Genomic DNA, 15,603 nt, shown 5'->3' with positions numbered 1-15,603 from the left:
TGCGTTCGACCCAGTTGCGATCGATGTTCGAGAACGGCCTGCCCGCGGCCTGCGGTGAGCGGCGATGAGCGCGCCGAGGCAGCTTTCGCTGGGCGCCTTCCTGATGGCCACCGGCCACCATGTGGCGGCATGGCGGCACCCGCAGGCGAGCGCGCAGACGCTGGAATTTGCGCAGTACCGCGAGATGGTGCGCATTGCCGAAGCCGCCCGGTTCGATGCGGTGTTCGTGGCCGACAGTCTGGCTGCGGCAAGCGGGCCGATCGCGCCGCGGATGGCGCGTTCCAGCCTGTTCGAGCCGCTGACCCTGCTCAGCGCGCTGTCCACGGTGAGCGAGCGTATCGGGCTGATCGCCACCATGACCACCAGCTACAACGAGCCGTATCACGTGGCGCGCAAGTTCGCCTCGCTGGATCATCTGTCCGGCGGTCGCGCCGGCTGGAATCTGGTCACCTCCGATGCCGCCGACGAGGCGCTGAACTTCAACCGTGACGCGCATTACGTGCACGCCGAGCGCTACGCGCGGGCGCGCGAGTTCCAGCAGGTGGTGGCCGGGCTGTGGGATAGCTGGGACGATGATGCCTTCATCGCCGACACGGCCACCGGCCTGCATCACGACCCGGCGCGTGCGCATGTGCTCGACCACCGCGGCGCGCATTTCCAGGTGCGTGGCCCGCTCAACATTGCGCGTGCCCCGCAAGGGCATCCGGTGCTGGTGCAGGCCGGCTCGTCCGAGCCAGGGCGCGCGCTGGCGGCCGAGACCGCAGAGGTGGTATTCACCGCGCAATCATCCCTGGCCAAGGCGCAGGCATTCTATGCCGACATCAACGGGCGGCTGGAACAGTTCGGGCGGCCACGCGATGCCCTGAAAGTATTGCCCGGCGTGTTCATCGTGGTGGGGCAGAGCCAGGCCGAAGCGCAGGAAAAATTCGAACAGTTCCAGGAGTTGGTGGAACCGGAGGTCGGCATCGCGCTGCTGTCGCGCATGCTGGGCAATTTCGACCTGTCTGACTACCCGCCGGACGGCCCGCTGCCGGAGTTGCCGTTGACCGAAACCGGACAGCGCAGCCGCCAGCAGTTGTTCACCGAGCTGGCGGGACAGGAGCAGTTGAGCATTGCCCAGCTCGGCCGGCGCATCGCCGGCGGGCGCGGGCATTACAGCCTGATCGGCACGCCTACCCAGATTGCCGATGAGCTGCAAGCCTGGTTCGAGCAGGGCGCTGCCGATGGCTTCAACGTGCTGGTGCCGCACCTGCCCGCAGGCCTAGCCGATGTGGCTACGCAGGTGGTGCCGGAGCTGCAGCGGCGCGGGCTGTTCCGCCGTGAATATGCCGGGCGCACACTGCGCGATCATCTGGGGCTGCAACGCCCCGTCAATCGCTTCAGCGCACGCTGATCTACCGGATCCCACTGTCATGAGTCATCTCGCACATCCCGATCGTTACGACCGCATTGCCTATCGCCGCGTCGGCCGCAGTGGTCTGGTGCTGCCTGCCCTATCGCTGGGCTTGTGGCATAACTTCGGCGACAGCACGCCGATCGATACCCAGCGCGCGCTGCTGCGCACGGCATTCGACCTGGGTATCACCCACTTCGATCTGGCCAATAACTATGGCCCGCCGTATGGCAGTGCGGAGATCAACTTCGGCCGCCTGCTGCGCGAGGATTTCAAGCCGTATCGCGACGAGTTGATCATCTCCACCAAAGCCGGCTGGGACATGTGGCCGGGCCCGTACGGGCAGGGCGGCAGCTCGCGCAAATACCTGTTGTCCAGCCTGGACCAGAGCCTGCAGCGCTTGGGGGTGGACTACGTGGACATCTTCTATTCGCACCGCTTCGATGCGGACACGCCGCTGGAAGAAACTGCAGGCGCCCTGGCCAGTGCGGTGCAGCAGGGCAAGGCGCTGTATGTGGGTGTGTCGTCGTATTCGTCCGCGCGCACGCGCGACATCGCCGGCCTGCTGCGCGAATGGAAGGTACCGCTGCTGATCCACCAGCCGGCCTACAACCTGTTCAACCGCTGGCCGGAGCAGGATCTGCTGGACACCACTGCCGCGCTGGGCGCCGGCGTGATCGCCTTTACGCCGCTGGCGCAGGGCTTGCTGACCGGGAAATACCTGCAGGGCGTCCCTGCCGATGCGCGGGTCAATCGCCCCGGCGGGCAATCGCTGCGGCCGGAGCATCTATCCGACGACAACCTTGCGCGCGCGCGCGGCCTGGACGGCATTGCGCGCCAACGCGGCCAGAGCCTGGCGCAGCTGGCGCTGGCCTGGGTGTTGCGCGATGCGCGGGTGAGCTCGGCGCTGCTGGGAGCCAGCCGCCCGGAGCAGTTGGTCGAAAACGTGGCGGCATTGCAGAACCTGCAGTTCAGCCCGGAAGAGCTGGCCGAGATCGATCGTTACGCGGTCGAGGGCGGCATCAATCTCTGGGAAAAACCGTCCACCGATTGGCAATGAGGAGGCTGTCGATGCGCTATCGGGTTCCAGCGGCGAGCGAACACGGCGGTGCCTGGCCTGCACGGCATCCGGGATCGCTCCGAAACGTCGCACTGTGGCGGCTGTGCGCCGTTCGCATCCGGCGGCCCACCGCTGGCGTGATCGCCTTTGCCAGACGCCTCGCATCGGTCTTGGTGCTGAGCCTGGTCTGGATGCACGTGGCCACTGCCGCCGACCCGGCGCAGCTGCGCATCGGCTACCAGAAGGCGGTGTCCAGCCTGGTGCTGGCCAAGCAGCATCGCCTGCTGGAACAGCGCTTTCCGCGCACCAGAATCAGCTGGGTGGAGTTTCCTGCGGGTCCACAGCTGCTGGAGGCCTTGAACGTCGGCAGCATCGACATCGGAGGTGCGGGCGATATTCCGCCGTTGTTCGCACAGGTGGCCGGTGCGGATCTGCTGTATGTGGGCTGGGTGCCGCCTACGCCGAAAGCGGAAACCGTTCTGGTACCGGCAAGGAGCACCTTGCGTCGCGTGGCCGACTTGAAGGGTAAGCGTGTGGCCTTCCAGAAGGGCTCCAGCGCGCACAACCTGCTGCTGCGTTTGTTGGCCAAAGCCGGTCTGAGCATCCGCGACATCACGCCGCTGTATCTGTCGCCAGCCAATGCGCGCGCCGCATTCGCGGCCGGGCAGGTGGATGCCTGGGCGATCTGGGACCCGTGGTATTCGGCCCTGACGCTGGATGGCAGTGCGCGTCTGCTCGCCAATGGCGAGGGGCTGGGGCTGACCGGCGGTTTCTTCCTGTCCTCGCGCCGCTATGCAACGGCTTGGGGGCCGTTCGTGCAGCAGGTGATGGGCACGCTCAACCAGGCTGATGGCCTGCTCGAGCGCGACCGCGCCGGCAGCATCAAGCTGTTGGCGCAGGTCAGCGGGCTGCCGCCTGCGGTGGTGGAACGCACTCTGGCGCACCGCCCGCCGGCCAGCGTACAGCCGCTGAGTGCGCAGGTGATCAAGGCGCAGCAGGCCACTGCCGATCTGTTCTATGCACAGCGCCTGTTGCCCAAGCGCGTGTTGGTGGCACCGGCGGTGTGGCGTGCGCCGGCCAGCGTTGCCGCACCGGCGGGCGGGAAGTGATGCACGCGACGACATCGCCGCAGCGCTGCAACACGCCGGTGTGCGCATGAGCATCAAGGTGCGGCAGTGGAGCGGCCGGCTGGTGCCGTGGGTGCTGCCGTTGGCGGTTGTCACCGCCTGGCAGGTTGCTGCGGCTACCGGGTGGCTGCCCGAGCGCATCCTGCCCGCGCCGGACGCGGTGCTGCGCGCGGCCGCCACGCTGGTGCGCAGTGGCGAGCTCTGGCAGCACCTGGCCATCAGCAGCTGGCGTGCGGTGCTGGGCCTGGCCATCGGTGGCGGCATCGGCCTGGCGCTCGGCCTGTTGACCGGCGTGTCGCGCGTGGCCGAGCGCCTGTTCGACAGCAGCCTGCAGATGTTGCGCAACGTGCCGCATCTGGCACTGATTCCGCTGGTGATCCTGTGGTTCGGCATCGACGAGGGTGCCAAGCTGTTCCTGGTGGCGCTGGGCACGTTCTTCCCGATCTATCTCAATACCTATCACGGCATCCGTAGCGTGGATCCGGCGCTGATCGAGATGGCACGCAACTACGGTCTGCGTGGACCGCAGTTGTTCGTAGACGTGCTGCTGCCCGGCGCGCTGCCGTCGATCCTGGTCGGGCTGCGCTTCGCGCTGGGGCTGATGTGGCTGACCTTGATCGTGGCCGAGACCATTTCGGCCAGCTCCGGCATCGGCTATCTGGCGATGAATGCGCGCGAGTTTCTGCAGACCGATGTCGTGGTGGTGGCGATCGTGTTGTATGCGCTGCTCGGCAAGTTGGCCGACCTGGCCGCGCGCGGGCTGGAAGCCTGGTGGCTGGGCTGGCACCCGGCGCAGCAACGGCGCACGCAGGTGCTGCGATGACGACCACCGGGAACGGTCTGCCGCTGCGCCTGCGCGGTATCGGCAAGCGCTATGGCCAGGCCGATGTGTTGCGTGGGATCGATCTGGAGATCGCGCCCGGTGCCTGTGTGGCGGTGGTCGGCCGCAGTGGCTGCGGCAAGAGCACCCTGCTGCGCGTGGTTGCCGGGCTGGAGGCGCCCGATGGTGGTCGCGTGGAGACCGATGGGTCGCCGCTTGCCGCGCAGCGCGATGCGGTACGGCTGATGTTCCAGGATGCGCGTCTGCTGCCGTGGAAGCGCGTGATCGACAACGTGGCGCTCGGGCTGGGGCGTACCGGTCGCGTGCAGGCGCAGGGTGCACTGGAAGCGGTGGGGCTGGGGGAGCGCGCAGGCGACTGGCCGGCAGCGCTGTCGGGTGGGCAGCGGCAACGTGTGGCGCTGGCGCGCGCGTTGGTGCATCGGCCGCGGCTATTGTTGCTGGACGAACCGCTGGGGGCGCTGGACGCGCTCACCCGCATCGAGATGCAACAGCTGATCGTGCAGCTGTGGCGGCAGTACGGCTTCACCCTGGTGCTGGTCACCCATGACGTGGCCGAAGCCTGCGCACTGGCCGATCGCATCGTGGTGATCGAACACGGCCAGGTCGGTCTGGATGTGGCCGTGCCGGTCGCCCATCCGCGCACCCCCGGCATGCCGGCGCTGGCCGCGACCCACGCGCAGGTGCTGTCGCGCTTGCTGGGGAGCGATTCGGCGGAGGCATCGCGGGGTGCCGAAGCGTTCGACACCGGCCGCGGCGGCGTCGCGCATCCCACCCCGGCACGGCCAGGGGGACCGCTGCGGCGGATCGTCTAGGGCGCCTGAAGCGCCCGTTGCCGCCTGCGCGGACATCGGGCGCCGCATGCCTGGTGTCGCTGGGGGGCGCGCAGGCAGGTCCGGTCGCCGTCTGCCAGCGCCTTCGTGTCGCAGCGCACCTTGAAACGCCGCGTGGCAACCGCATCTGCTCGGTATCGCCGGACTGGCCGGCCACCCGTTCAGAGGACTCCCCATGCGGATGGACAAACTCACCTCGCGGTTCCAGCAGGCACTGGCCGACGCGCAGTCGCTGGCCGTGGGCCGCGATCACAACATCATCGAACCGGTGCACGTGCTGGCCGCGCTGCTCGACCAGAGCGGCGGCAGTACGCGTCCGTTGCTGTCGCAGGCCGGCGTCAACGTGCCGCTGCTGCGCGAGCGGCTCGGCGAGGCGCTGGACACCTTGCCCAAGGTCTCGGGACAGGAAGGCAACCTGTCGATCGGCAACGATCTCAATCGCCTGCTCAACCAGACCGACAAACTGGCCCAGCAGCACGGCGATGCCTTCATCGCCAGCGAGTGGTTCGTGCTGGCCGCGGCCGACGATGCCAGCCCGCTGGGCGTGGCCCTGCGTGCGGCCGGCGGCGACAAGAAGAAGATCGAAGCGGCCATCGACAAGCTGCGCGGCGGCGAGACGGTGCAATCGGAAAACGCCGAAGAACAGCGCCAGGCGCTGGAGAAATTCACCATCGACCTGACTGCGCGCGCCGAGAACGGCAAGCTCGATCCGGTGATCGGCCGCGACGAGGAGATCCGTCGCACCATCCAGGTCCTGCAGCGGCGTACCAAGAACAACCCGGTGTTGATCGGCGAGCCCGGCGTGGGCAAGACCGCCATTGTCGAGGGTCTGGCCCAGCGCATCATCAACGGCGAAGTGCCCGAGGGCCTGCGCGGCAAGCGCGTGCTGTCGCTGGACATGGGCGCGCTGATTGCCGGCGCCAAGTTCCGCGGCGAATTCGAAGAGCGCCTGAAAGCGGTGCTGAGCGACCTGTCGAAGAACGAAGGCCAGATCATCCTGTTCATCGATGAGCTGCACACCATGGTCGGCGCTGGCAAGGCAGACGGTGCAATGGATGCCGGCAACATGCTCAAGCCGGCGCTGGCGCGTGGCGAGCTGCATTGCATCGGCGCCACCACGCTGGACGAGTATCGCAAGTACATCGAAAAAGACGCCGCACTGGAGCGCCGTTTCCAGAAAGTGTTCGTGGGCGAGCCGACGGTGGAGGACACCATTGCCATCCTGCGCGGCCTGAAGGAACGCTATGCGGTGCATCACGGCGTGGAGATCACCGACCCGGCGATCGTTGCCGCGGCCACGCTGTCGAACCGCTACATCACCGACCGCCAGTTGCCGGACAAGGCCATCGACCTGATGGACGAGGCCGCCTCGCGCATCCGCATGGAGATCGACTCCAAGCCGGAAGAACTCGATCGCCTGGAGCGCCGCCTGATCCAGCTCAAGATCCAGCGCGAGATGCTCAAAAAGGAAAAGGACGAAGCCTCGCGGCAGCGCTTGGCCGACCTAGACAGCGACATCGACAAGCTGGAGCGCGAATTCTCCGACCTCAACGAAGTGTGGAAGTCGGAAAAGGCCGCGCTGCAGGGCACCACCAAGATCAAGGAGCAGATCGAACACGCCAAGCTGGAGCTGGAAGCGGCGCAGCGGCGCCAGGACTACGCCAAGATGAGCGAGATCCAGTACGGCGTGCTACCGCAGCTGGAAAAGCAGATGCTGCTGGCCAACGAAGTGGAACACCACGACTTCAAGCTGGTGCAGGACCGCGTGACCGCCGAGGAAATCGCCGAGGTGGTGTCGCGCTGGACCGGTATTCCGGTCAACAAGATGCTGGAAGGCGAGCGCGACAAACTGCTGCGGATGGAAGACGAACTGCATGATCGCGTGGTCGGGCAGAACGAAGCGATCAAGGTGGTGTCCGACGCGGTGCGCCGCTCGCGTGCCGGCCTGTCCGATCCCAATCGTCCCAGCGGTTCGTTTCTGTTCCTGGGTCCCACCGGCGTGGGCAAGACCGAGCTGTGCAAGGCGCTGGCGGATTTCCTGTTCGACAGCACCGAAGCGATGATCCGCATCGACATGAGCGAGTTCATGGAGAAGCACTCGGTGGCGCGGCTGATCGGTGCGCCTCCGGGCTATGTGGGCTATGAAGAGGGCGGTTATCTCACCGAGGCCGTGCGTCGTCGTCCGTATTCGCTGATCCTGCTGGACGAAGTGGAAAAGGCGCACGCAGATGTGTTCAACATCCTGCTGCAGGTGCTCGACGATGGCCGTCTCACCGATGGCCAGGGCCGCACCGTGGACTTCCGCAACACCGTCATCGTGATGACCTCCAACCTGGGTTCGCACCAGATCCAGGAGCTGTCCGGCGACGGCAGCGCCGAGGCCTATACGCAGATGAAGGCGGCGGTGATGGGCGTGGTGCAGGCGCACTTCCGTCCGGAGTTCATCAACCGGCTGGACGACATCGTGGTGTTCCACCCGCTGGACAAGGCGCAGATCAAGTCGATTGCGCGCATCCAGCTGCAGGGCCTGGAAAAGCGCCTGGCCGAGCGTGGCCTGAAGCTGGACCTGGACGATGCGGCGCTGGAGCTGCTGGGCAATGTCGGCTTCGACCCGGTCTACGGTGCGCGCCCGCTGAAGCGCGCAATCCAGTCGCAGGTGGAAAACCCGCTGGCGCAGCAGATTCTCTCGGGCCAGTACACCAGCGGCGAGACCGTGCGCGTGCGTGCGCAGGGTGGGCATCTGGAGTTTGGCAAGGGGTGAGCGACGCTCCGGTCCGGCAGCACCGATCGCGCGTGGCGTGCGCGGCCGATCGGTGCCTGCCTTTCCACAGATCTACCGCCGGGTGGACGTGGAGCAGCATGCTTCGACGATCCAGTCGGATCCGCATGGTCGACGATTCGCCCGCTGTCGGCCCTGCAGCGATAGGCAAAGCTCGGAAGCGCCGAGCGATCGTGTGGCGATCAGCCTGGGCGACTGACACCCGGGCCGGTTCAGTCCCAGGTCCTGAGGGAAATGCTCGCCAGGCAGGAGGCGCCGGGATTGGCGCGCTGGTCGATGAAACGGCCCTGCAGTGTCGCATCGACGACGATTTTCTCGTTGCCTCGTCGAAAGGAAACGCCGACGCCGTCATCGAAGATGGCCAGTTCTTCATCGGGAGCTTGCAGCCCATCGTATTTTCCGACGAATCCGGCACGTGCCATCCTTTGGGTCAACTCGTCCAGTCGCAGGGGGCAGTGCTGTCCCATATCGGCTTGAACAGCGCCAGGTTCGCCGGATACGGCGCTGTCGCCGGTGTGATTCAGGTTGGTGAACAATGAAAACGCGATGCCCGATGGCCTGTACGTCACTTCGATCTGCTGCCGCGATGGTGTGCCTGCTTCCTGGGTAAAGGCAGTGAACACATGGCCGGTCGGCTGCTGCGGCGAGGGATTCCAGGGTTCGGCGTGTGCAGGCGGCAACGGCCCCTGCACGAAATCGACGCCGAAGGCCGTACACAGGCGTGTGAGCCTGAGGGCGGACTGATCTCCTGTCATCACCTCGGCCAGGAAACCGAGATAACGCTCGGTCTGTTCGCGGATGGAGACAGCGTCGAACACATCACTGGGGTCGGGTTTGCGAACCCGCTGCCGGCCGCAATTGCCGGGCTGCGACCACTGCAGCATCGCGTCACTCTCACCTGGTAGCGCAGCGTGCGCACTCGGCTCGGTGAGCAGGGCGACCACTGTTAATGCAACCGCCAGATGGGTTCGCATCGCTTCATGTCCGTTGAGCGTCTGCATGATCATACGCAGTGCGTGTGGCATTGACGACCGGCCGCGGCGTGAGACCCGGGCCGGTCCGTGCGTGCGTCGGTGACGCGGGTCCGCCAGCCATGAGGTCATGAGGTGCCGTCATGAGCCGAAGCCTGATGGCCGGGTATCTTGATGCGTTCTCCCCAGCGAGCCGTGCCATGACCGATCCGCAGTGGAAACCCGAAACCGTCGCTGTGCATGGTGGCTATCGTCCCGATCCCACCACCCGCGCGGTGGCGGTGCCCATCTACCAGACCGTGGCCTATGCCTTCGACGATACCCAGCATGGTGCGGATCTGTTCGATCTGAAGGTGCAGGGCAATATCTACAGCCGCATCATGAATCCCACCAACGATGTGCTGGAGCAGCGCGTGGCGGCGTTGGAGGGCGGCATCGGGGCGTTGGCGCTGGCCTCGGGGCAGGCCGCGGTGACCTATGCGATCCAGACCATCGCCGAGGCGGGCGACAACATCGTGTCGTCCAGCGCGTTGTATGGCGGCACCTACAATCTGTTCGCGCATACGCTGCCGCAGTTCGGCATCAGCACGCGGTTTGCCGACTATCGCGACCCGCAGGCGTTTGCCGGCCTGATCGACCAACGCACCAAGGCGGTGTTCGTCGAGTCGATCGGCAACCCGCGCGGCAATATCACCGACATCGAAGCCGTTGCCGCGGTAGCGCATGCGCACGGCGTGCCGCTGATCGTGGACAACACCGTGGCCACGCCGTCGCTGCTGCGGCCGATCGACTTCGGTGCCGACATCGTGGTGCATTCGCTGACCAAGTATTTGGGCGGGCATGGCAACAGCATCGGCGGCGCGATCGTGGATAGCGGGCGCTTTCCGTGGGCCGCGCACAAGGCGCGCTTCCCGCGCCTCAACGAGCCGGATGTGAGCTACCACGGGGTGGTGTATACCGACGCGCTGGGCGAGGCCGCCTACATCGGCCGTGCGCGGGTGGTTCCGCTGCGCAATACCGGTGCGGCGTTGTCGCCGTTCAATGCGTTCCTGATCCTGCAAGGCATCGAAACGCTGGCGCTGCGCATGGAACGCATCAATGCCAACGCGCTGGCGGTCGCCCGTTATCTGCAGCAGCATGCGCGCGTTGCCTGGGTCAATTACGCCGCGTTGCCGGATCATCCCGAGCATGCATTGGCGCAGAAGTATCTGGGCGGCCATGGCTCGGGCGTGCTGACCTTCGGCTTGCCCGGCGGGCGCGCGGCCGGTGCCCGCTTCCTGGATGCGCTGCAGCTGTTCACACGGCTGGTGAATATCGGCGATGCCAAGTCGCTGGCGACGCATCCGGCCTCCACCACGCACCGCCAGCTCGGCCCGGCCGAACTGGAACATGCCGGTGTGAGCGAGGACACCGTGCGCTTGTCGATCGGCATCGAGCATATCGATGATCTGCTGGCAGATCTGGAGCAGGCGCTGCGGGGGGCGTGAGATGCACACAAGGCTGCGCTCGCACCCTCATCCGGCGCTGCGCGCCACCTTCTCCCGATGGGAGAAGGGAACAAGCCCCTCTCCGGATGGGAGAAAGGAACAGGCCCCTCTCCCTTTGGGAGAGGGGTTGGGGTGAGGGTACGTAGGCGAAGCCCACTCGTATGTGAGAGATGAAGCTCGGTGGCGGACATGCGTGCAACCCAGCATGCTGGTTCCATGTATCGCATGAGGCTTCGCTCCATAGCCTCATCCGGCGCTACGCGCCACCTTCTCCCGGCGGGAGAAGGAATTGGCAATTCCCTCGTTAGGCGCTTGGCGACGCGCTGCGCCTGGTCGGCCGCCACCCCCGGAGCGGCCCCGCCAATCCTGTTACCATGCGCGCCCCTGAGGTGACTGCCGGCTGGCCGGTGGTTTAAACGGGAATCCGGTGCGCGCATCGCCTTGGCGGGACGCAATTCCGGAGCTGCCCCCGCAACGGTGGGCGAGACAAGGGTCTGCACGACACGCCACTGTGCATCGCATGGGAAGGCGCAGACCCGGGAAGCGACCGCTTCCGCTCGCAAGCCCGGAGACCGGCCTGAAGGGATTGACCCGGCACGCGGTGGGCGTGGCCCTGTGCATCCGGTGCTCGCGCGCCGGACGCCTGGCCCGTTGCTGCCTGTCGACCCCATTGCCTCCGCGCGGGTAGGCGCGGTTCCAGGAGCAGCAGTCGATGTCCGTTTCTTCCGTTTTGCCGCGTCGCACCGTGCTGGCCGCGGCGCTGTCGCTATGCGCGACCAACCTGGCGCAGGCCGAGGCTGCCATCGATCTCGACGAGGTGGTGGTGACCGCCTCGCGTACCGCACAGACCCAGGACCAGACGCTGGCGCCGGTCACCGTGATCGACCGCGCGCAGATCGAGCGCCGCCAGGTCAACTCGCTGCAGGATCTGCTGCGCGGCGAAGCGGGCGTATCACTGGCCAACAACGGTGGTCCCGGAAAGGCGACCTCGCTGTTCCTGCGCGGCACGGAGTCGGACCATCTGGTGGTATTGATCGACGGGGTACGCATCGGTTCGGCCACCGCCGGCGGTGCGGCGTTGCAGGATCTGCCGATCGAGCAGATCGAACGTGTCGAGATCGTGCGCGGGCCGTTTTCCAGCCTGTACGGCTCCGAAGCGCTGGGCGGGGTGATCCAGATCTTCACCCGTCGTCCGCAAGGCCGTTTCGTGCCCACACTCAGCGTGGCGACCGGCAGCGATAACGCGCGCCGCTACGGCGCGGGCATTGCGGGGTGCAGCCCCGGCGATCCGAGCGAAGCCGGTGGTTGGTATGCGGTGAACGCGGTGCACGACGAAACCGACGGCATCAACGCCTATCTGGACACCGGCTCCAGTGCCTACGATCCCGATCGCGACGGCTATCGCAACGATTCGTTGAGCGCGCAGGGCGGCTGGCGCTTCAACCGTCAGTGGGATGCCGATGCGCATGCCCTGCGCACGCAGAGTCGCAACGAATACGACGGCTCGGCCTTCGGCGGTAATCTCGGCAAGGGCGTGCAGCAGGCCATCGGCGGGCGCGTGCGTTATGCGCCGTCGGATGCGCTCACGGTCACTGCCAGCCTCGGCAGCAGCGCCGATCTGAGCGATGCGTATTACGATGGCGCCTATCTGTCCACGTACGACACACGCCGCAAGCTGGGCGCGTTGCAGGCCGACATCACCACCGCGCCGGGTCTGCTCACGGTCGGCTTCGATTGGCAGCGCGATGCCATCGCCAGCAGCGACAGCTACGATGCCGACAGCCGGATCGACCGCGCCGCGTTCGCGCAGTGGCAGCAGAGTTTCGGCAGCCAGTCGTTGCAGGCCAGCCTGCGGCGCAACGACAACAGCCAGTTCGGCGGCAAGACCACCGGCAGCCTGCTGTGGGGCTGGGATGTCGCCGAGCACCTGCGCCTGACCGCCAGCTACGGCACCGCGTTCAAGGCGCCCACCTTCAACGAGCTGTACTACCCGGGTTATGGCAACCCGCTGCTGGGGCCGGAGACTTCCAGAAGTGCGGAGGTGGGCCTGCGCGGCAGCTACGACTGGGGCGTGTGGACGCTTCGCGCTTTCCAGACCCGCATCGACGATCTCATCGCCTACGACGCGTCGCTGGTGGATGCGGCGCATCCGTTCGGGCAGCCGAACAACATCGACAAGGCGCGCATCCGCGGCGTGGAAGCGGGCTACGACACCGAACTGGCCGGCTGGATCCTGCGCAGCGCGCTCACCTGGCTGCAGCCGCAGGCCGACGGCGAGGTCGATCATGGCAACTGGTTGCCGCGTCGCGCACGGCAGAGCGGGCGCATCGATGCCGATCGCAGCGTCGGCGCGTTCGGCGTGGGCGCCAGCCTGTTCGGTTCGGGGCGGCGCTACGACGACCTGGCCAACGCCGAGCAGCTGGCCGGCTACGGCTTGCTGGATCTGCGCGTGAGCTATGCAGTGAACGCGGACTGGAAGGTGCAGTTCACCGCCAACAACGTGTTCGACCGCCGATACGAGACTGCGCGCTGGTACGCGCAGCCGGGGCGCAACTACCTGCTGACCTTCCGCTATCAGCCGACCCGGTGAAACGCGCTTGGCACTGCGCGGATCGCCGGTGCAGACAGGCGGCCGGTGTCGACCGGCCGCAGCGAGGAGCCCGCTCCGTCGTTCTTGAGGACTACCGATGACACCACTGTCCCGCACTGCCGAACGCAACCTGTTCATCGCCCTGATGCTGGCGATGACGGCCACCCGCTTTCATCACGTCGGCGATTGGCTGCACCTGCCGGATGCCTCGATGGCGGTGTTCTTCCTCGGTGGCCTGGCGCTGCGTCGTCATGCCTGTTTTGCGCTGTTGCTCGGGCTATCGGTGTTGATCGATTGGGCGGCGGTGTCCCTGGCTGGCGTCAGCGATTTCTGCATCACGGCCGCCTATGCTGCGCTACCGCTGGCCTATGGCGTGCTGTGGTATGCAGGCCGCGGCTACCAGGCGCATCTTCGCCCACGCGCAATGTCGCTGTGTGCAGCCTGGGTGCTCGGGGTGGCGGCTGCGGCGGTGTCGTTCCTGATCTCCAATGGCGCGTTCTACTGGTTGGGTGGGCGCTATGCCGACCCGCACTGGGTGCAGTACCTGCAGCGCGCATGGCAGTGGGGCCCGCTGTTCGTGCGTACCACCGCGCTGTATCTGGCGGTGGCGCTGGTCGGTGCATGGTGCCTGCTGCGTTGGCATGCGCGGCGCAGTGCCGCCGAACCGGCCACACCGCTGGAACTGTCATGACGGCGACCACCCAGGCCATCGCACCGGCAGCTGCGATCTTGCACGGCGGTGCGGCGTGGGCCTGCGGCATCGCCCTGGCGTTGCCGATGGTCGGTACCCGCGGCAAGCTGACGCAGGCGCTGAGATCCTGCCCAGCGCATCGGGGGCGGTGTTCTTTCCGGGCATCGTCTTCGCAGCGATCGCAACATGGTGCAGCCTCGCTGCGCCTGCAATGATGGGAGAACACGCATGAGTTCCCGCGAACACGACGATGCGCATTACCGCGAACGTGCGCAACGCAAGAAGGAGCTGGTGGACCGGCGCATTGCGCGGGCGGTGATCGATCGCGGTGTGCTGCTGGTCAATACCGGAAACGGCAAGGGCAAGAGCTCGTCCGGATTCGGCATGCTGGCGCGCTCGCTCGGGCATGGTCTGCACTGCGGCGTAGTGCAGTTCATCAAGGGCACCTTCTCCACCGGGGAAGAGGCGTTCTTCCGGCGCTTTCCGGATCTGCTCGACTACCACGTGATGGGCGAGGGGTTCACCTGGGAAACCCAGGACCGCAGCGTGGACATCGCCGCTGCGCAGGCGGCCTGGCAGTTGGCCCGCAGCATGCTGGCCGACGCGCGCTACGACTTCGTGCTGCTGGACGAGCTCAACATCGCCCTGGTGAAGGAGTATGTGGCGCTGGACGAGGTGCTGGCCGCAGTGGCCGCACGTCCGCCTGGCCAGCATGTGGTGATCACCGGGCGTGGCGCGCCGGATCGGTTGATCGAAGCGGCAGATACCGTCACCGAGATGCGGCTGGTCAAACATGCCTTCAACGCCGGCATCAAGGCGCAGCTCGGGATCGAGCTGTAGCCATGGGCGCACGCGCGATGCTCGCCGGCGGCCCGGTACCCTGCGTGGCGACGGATTGCGCCTGATGCTGTTGGCGATCGCCGCTGCGGCCGTATTGCTGGATCTGCTGCTGGGCGAGCCGCGGCGTGCGCACCCGCTGCTGGTGTTCGGCAGGTGGGCGCAGCACATCGAAGCGCGCCTGCATCGGAATCGCCGCAGCGCGGGCGTGCTGGCATGGTGCGTGGCGGTGCTGCCGTGGACCGGAGCGGCGGCTGCGCTGCAGGCGCTGCTGTGGTGGTGGTCGGCCTGGGCAGCGGCGGGGTTTGCCGCGGTGATGCTGTATCTGGCACTGGGATTGCGCAGCCTGGGCGAACACGCGCAACCGGTGATCGCTGCATTGCAGGCCGACGACCTGCCTTCAGCCCGCGCAGCGGTGGGCCGCATCGTCAGCCGCGATACCGCGGCGCTGGATGCCACCCAGGTGGCCGCCGCGGCCACCGAGTCGGTGCTGGAAAACGGCAGCGATGCCGTGTTCGCCGCGCTGTTCTGGGGAGTGTTGCTGGGCGCGCCGGGTGCGGTGCTGTACCGGCTCTCCAATACGTTGGACGCAATGTGGGGCTATCGCACCTCGCGCTATGCCAACTTCGGGTGGGCGGCGGCACGCAGCGACGATGCGCTCAACTGGCTGCCGGCACGCCTGACCGCGGCGACCTACGCCGCGCTCGGTGCCACCCGCAGCGGCCTGCGCTGTGCCTGGCGTCAGGGACGTGGCTGGAAAAGCCCGAACGCGGGGCCGGTGATGGCCGCCGGTGCCGGCGCGCTGCGTGTGCAACTGGGGGGCGCTGCGCCGTATCACGGCCAGTGGCAGCCACGTCCCTGCCTGGGCGAGGGCGCTCGGGCCAGCGCCGACAGCGTGCGTCGGGCCTTGCTGCTGGTGCGCGCCGGCGTGTTGCTCTGGCTACTGATCGGTGCCCTGCTGGCGGCAATGGTGATGCAATGATCGCGTGGCATGCCC

12 protein-coding genes and 1 riboswitch are annotated in these 15,603 nt (G+C 66.9%); of the genes, 11 read left to right on the top strand and 1 reads right to left on the bottom strand.

Annotated features, from left to right (window positions below; translation table 11 throughout):
- The first annotated feature begins 64 nt into the window (after positions 1 to 64).
- The 6 genes from LL964_RS08995 (at position 65) to clpB (ending at position 8,012) form a co-directional block, all read left to right on the top strand.
- Positions 65 to 1,393 (top strand): LLM class flavin-dependent oxidoreductase, encoded by a 1,329-nt coding sequence (locus LL964_RS08995; RefSeq protein WP_104586633.1) that lies wholly within the window; start codon positions 65 to 67, stop codon positions 1,391 to 1,393.
- Positions 1,394 to 1,412: 19 nt separating this feature from the next.
- Complete coding sequence (mgrA, locus tag LL964_RS08990; protein WP_104586632.1) at positions 1,413 to 2,453, top strand: L-glyceraldehyde 3-phosphate reductase; 1,041 nt, start codon at positions 1,413 to 1,415, stop codon at positions 2,451 to 2,453.
- A gap of 191 nt (positions 2,454 to 2,644) precedes the next feature.
- Positions 2,645 to 3,562, top strand: coding sequence for an aliphatic sulfonate ABC transporter substrate-binding protein (locus LL964_RS08985; protein WP_230430671.1), 918 nt, complete (start codon positions 2,645 to 2,647; stop codon positions 3,560 to 3,562).
- A gap of 46 nt (positions 3,563 to 3,608) precedes the next feature.
- A complete protein-coding gene (gene ssuC, locus LL964_RS08980; RefSeq protein WP_104586839.1) occupies positions 3,609 to 4,403 on the top strand; it encodes an aliphatic sulfonate ABC transporter permease SsuC in 795 nt (264 codons plus the stop codon).
- Positions 4,400 to 5,233 (top strand): ATP-binding cassette domain-containing protein, encoded by an 834-nt coding sequence (locus LL964_RS08975; RefSeq protein ID WP_104586630.1) that lies wholly within the window; start codon positions 4,400 to 4,402, stop codon positions 5,231 to 5,233. Before ssuC ends, LL964_RS08975 begins: the two co-directional genes overlap by 4 nt.
- A 193-nt stretch (positions 5,234 to 5,426) precedes the next feature.
- A complete protein-coding gene (gene clpB, locus LL964_RS08970) occupies positions 5,427 to 8,012 on the top strand; it encodes an ATP-dependent chaperone ClpB (protein WP_104586629.1) in 2,586 nt (861 codons plus the stop codon).
- 230 nt (positions 8,013 to 8,242) lie between these two features.
- On the opposite strand, the gene LL964_RS08965 is transcribed toward clpB, so the two are convergent.
- Positions 8,243 to 9,037, bottom strand: a complete 795-nt coding sequence (locus LL964_RS08965) for a hypothetical protein (RefSeq protein WP_104586628.1) — start codon at positions 9,035 to 9,037, stop codon at positions 8,243 to 8,245.
- A 164-nt stretch (positions 9,038 to 9,201) separates the two neighbouring features.
- Here LL964_RS08965 and LL964_RS08960 point away from each other — a divergent pair, with 164 nt between their 5' ends.
- From LL964_RS08960 to cbiB, 5 genes are all read left to right on the top strand, one after another.
- Positions 9,202 to 10,488 (top strand): O-acetylhomoserine aminocarboxypropyltransferase/cysteine synthase family protein, encoded by a 1,287-nt coding sequence (locus LL964_RS08960; protein ID WP_104586627.1) that lies wholly within the window; start codon positions 9,202 to 9,204, stop codon positions 10,486 to 10,488.
- 370 nt (positions 10,489 to 10,858) lie between these two features.
- Positions 10,859 to 11,083, top strand: a riboswitch (cobalamin riboswitch).
- 117 nt (positions 11,084 to 11,200) lie between these two features.
- A complete protein-coding gene (btuB, locus tag LL964_RS08955) occupies positions 11,201 to 13,078 on the top strand; it encodes a TonB-dependent vitamin B12 receptor (RefSeq protein ID WP_104586626.1) in 1,878 nt (625 codons plus the stop codon).
- A gap of 97 nt (positions 13,079 to 13,175) precedes the next feature.
- The gene (locus LL964_RS08950) at positions 13,176 to 13,769 is read left to right on the top strand and encodes a hypothetical protein (protein ID WP_104586625.1); all 594 of its coding nucleotides are present in this window, start codon (positions 13,176 to 13,178) and stop codon (positions 13,767 to 13,769) included.
- A 228-nt stretch (positions 13,770 to 13,997) separates the two neighbouring features.
- The gene (gene cobO / locus LL964_RS08945; protein ID WP_104586624.1) at positions 13,998 to 14,609 is read left to right on the top strand and encodes a cob(I)yrinic acid a,c-diamide adenosyltransferase; all 612 of its coding nucleotides are present in this window, start codon (positions 13,998 to 14,000) and stop codon (positions 14,607 to 14,609) included.
- 64 nt (positions 14,610 to 14,673) lie between these two features.
- Complete coding sequence (cbiB, locus tag LL964_RS08940; RefSeq protein WP_104586623.1) at positions 14,674 to 15,588, top strand: adenosylcobinamide-phosphate synthase CbiB; 915 nt, start codon at positions 14,674 to 14,676, stop codon at positions 15,586 to 15,588.
- Positions 15,589 to 15,603: the final 15 nt, after the last annotated feature.

It is taken from the genome of Xanthomonas melonis, assembly GCF_020783655.1.
In the GTDB taxonomy this organism is placed as follows: Bacteria; Pseudomonadota; Gammaproteobacteria; order Xanthomonadales; family Xanthomonadaceae; genus Xanthomonas; species Xanthomonas melonis.
The sequence above is the reverse complement of the archived record's forward strand: the minus strand, read 5'-3'. Positions and strand labels throughout refer to the sequence as shown.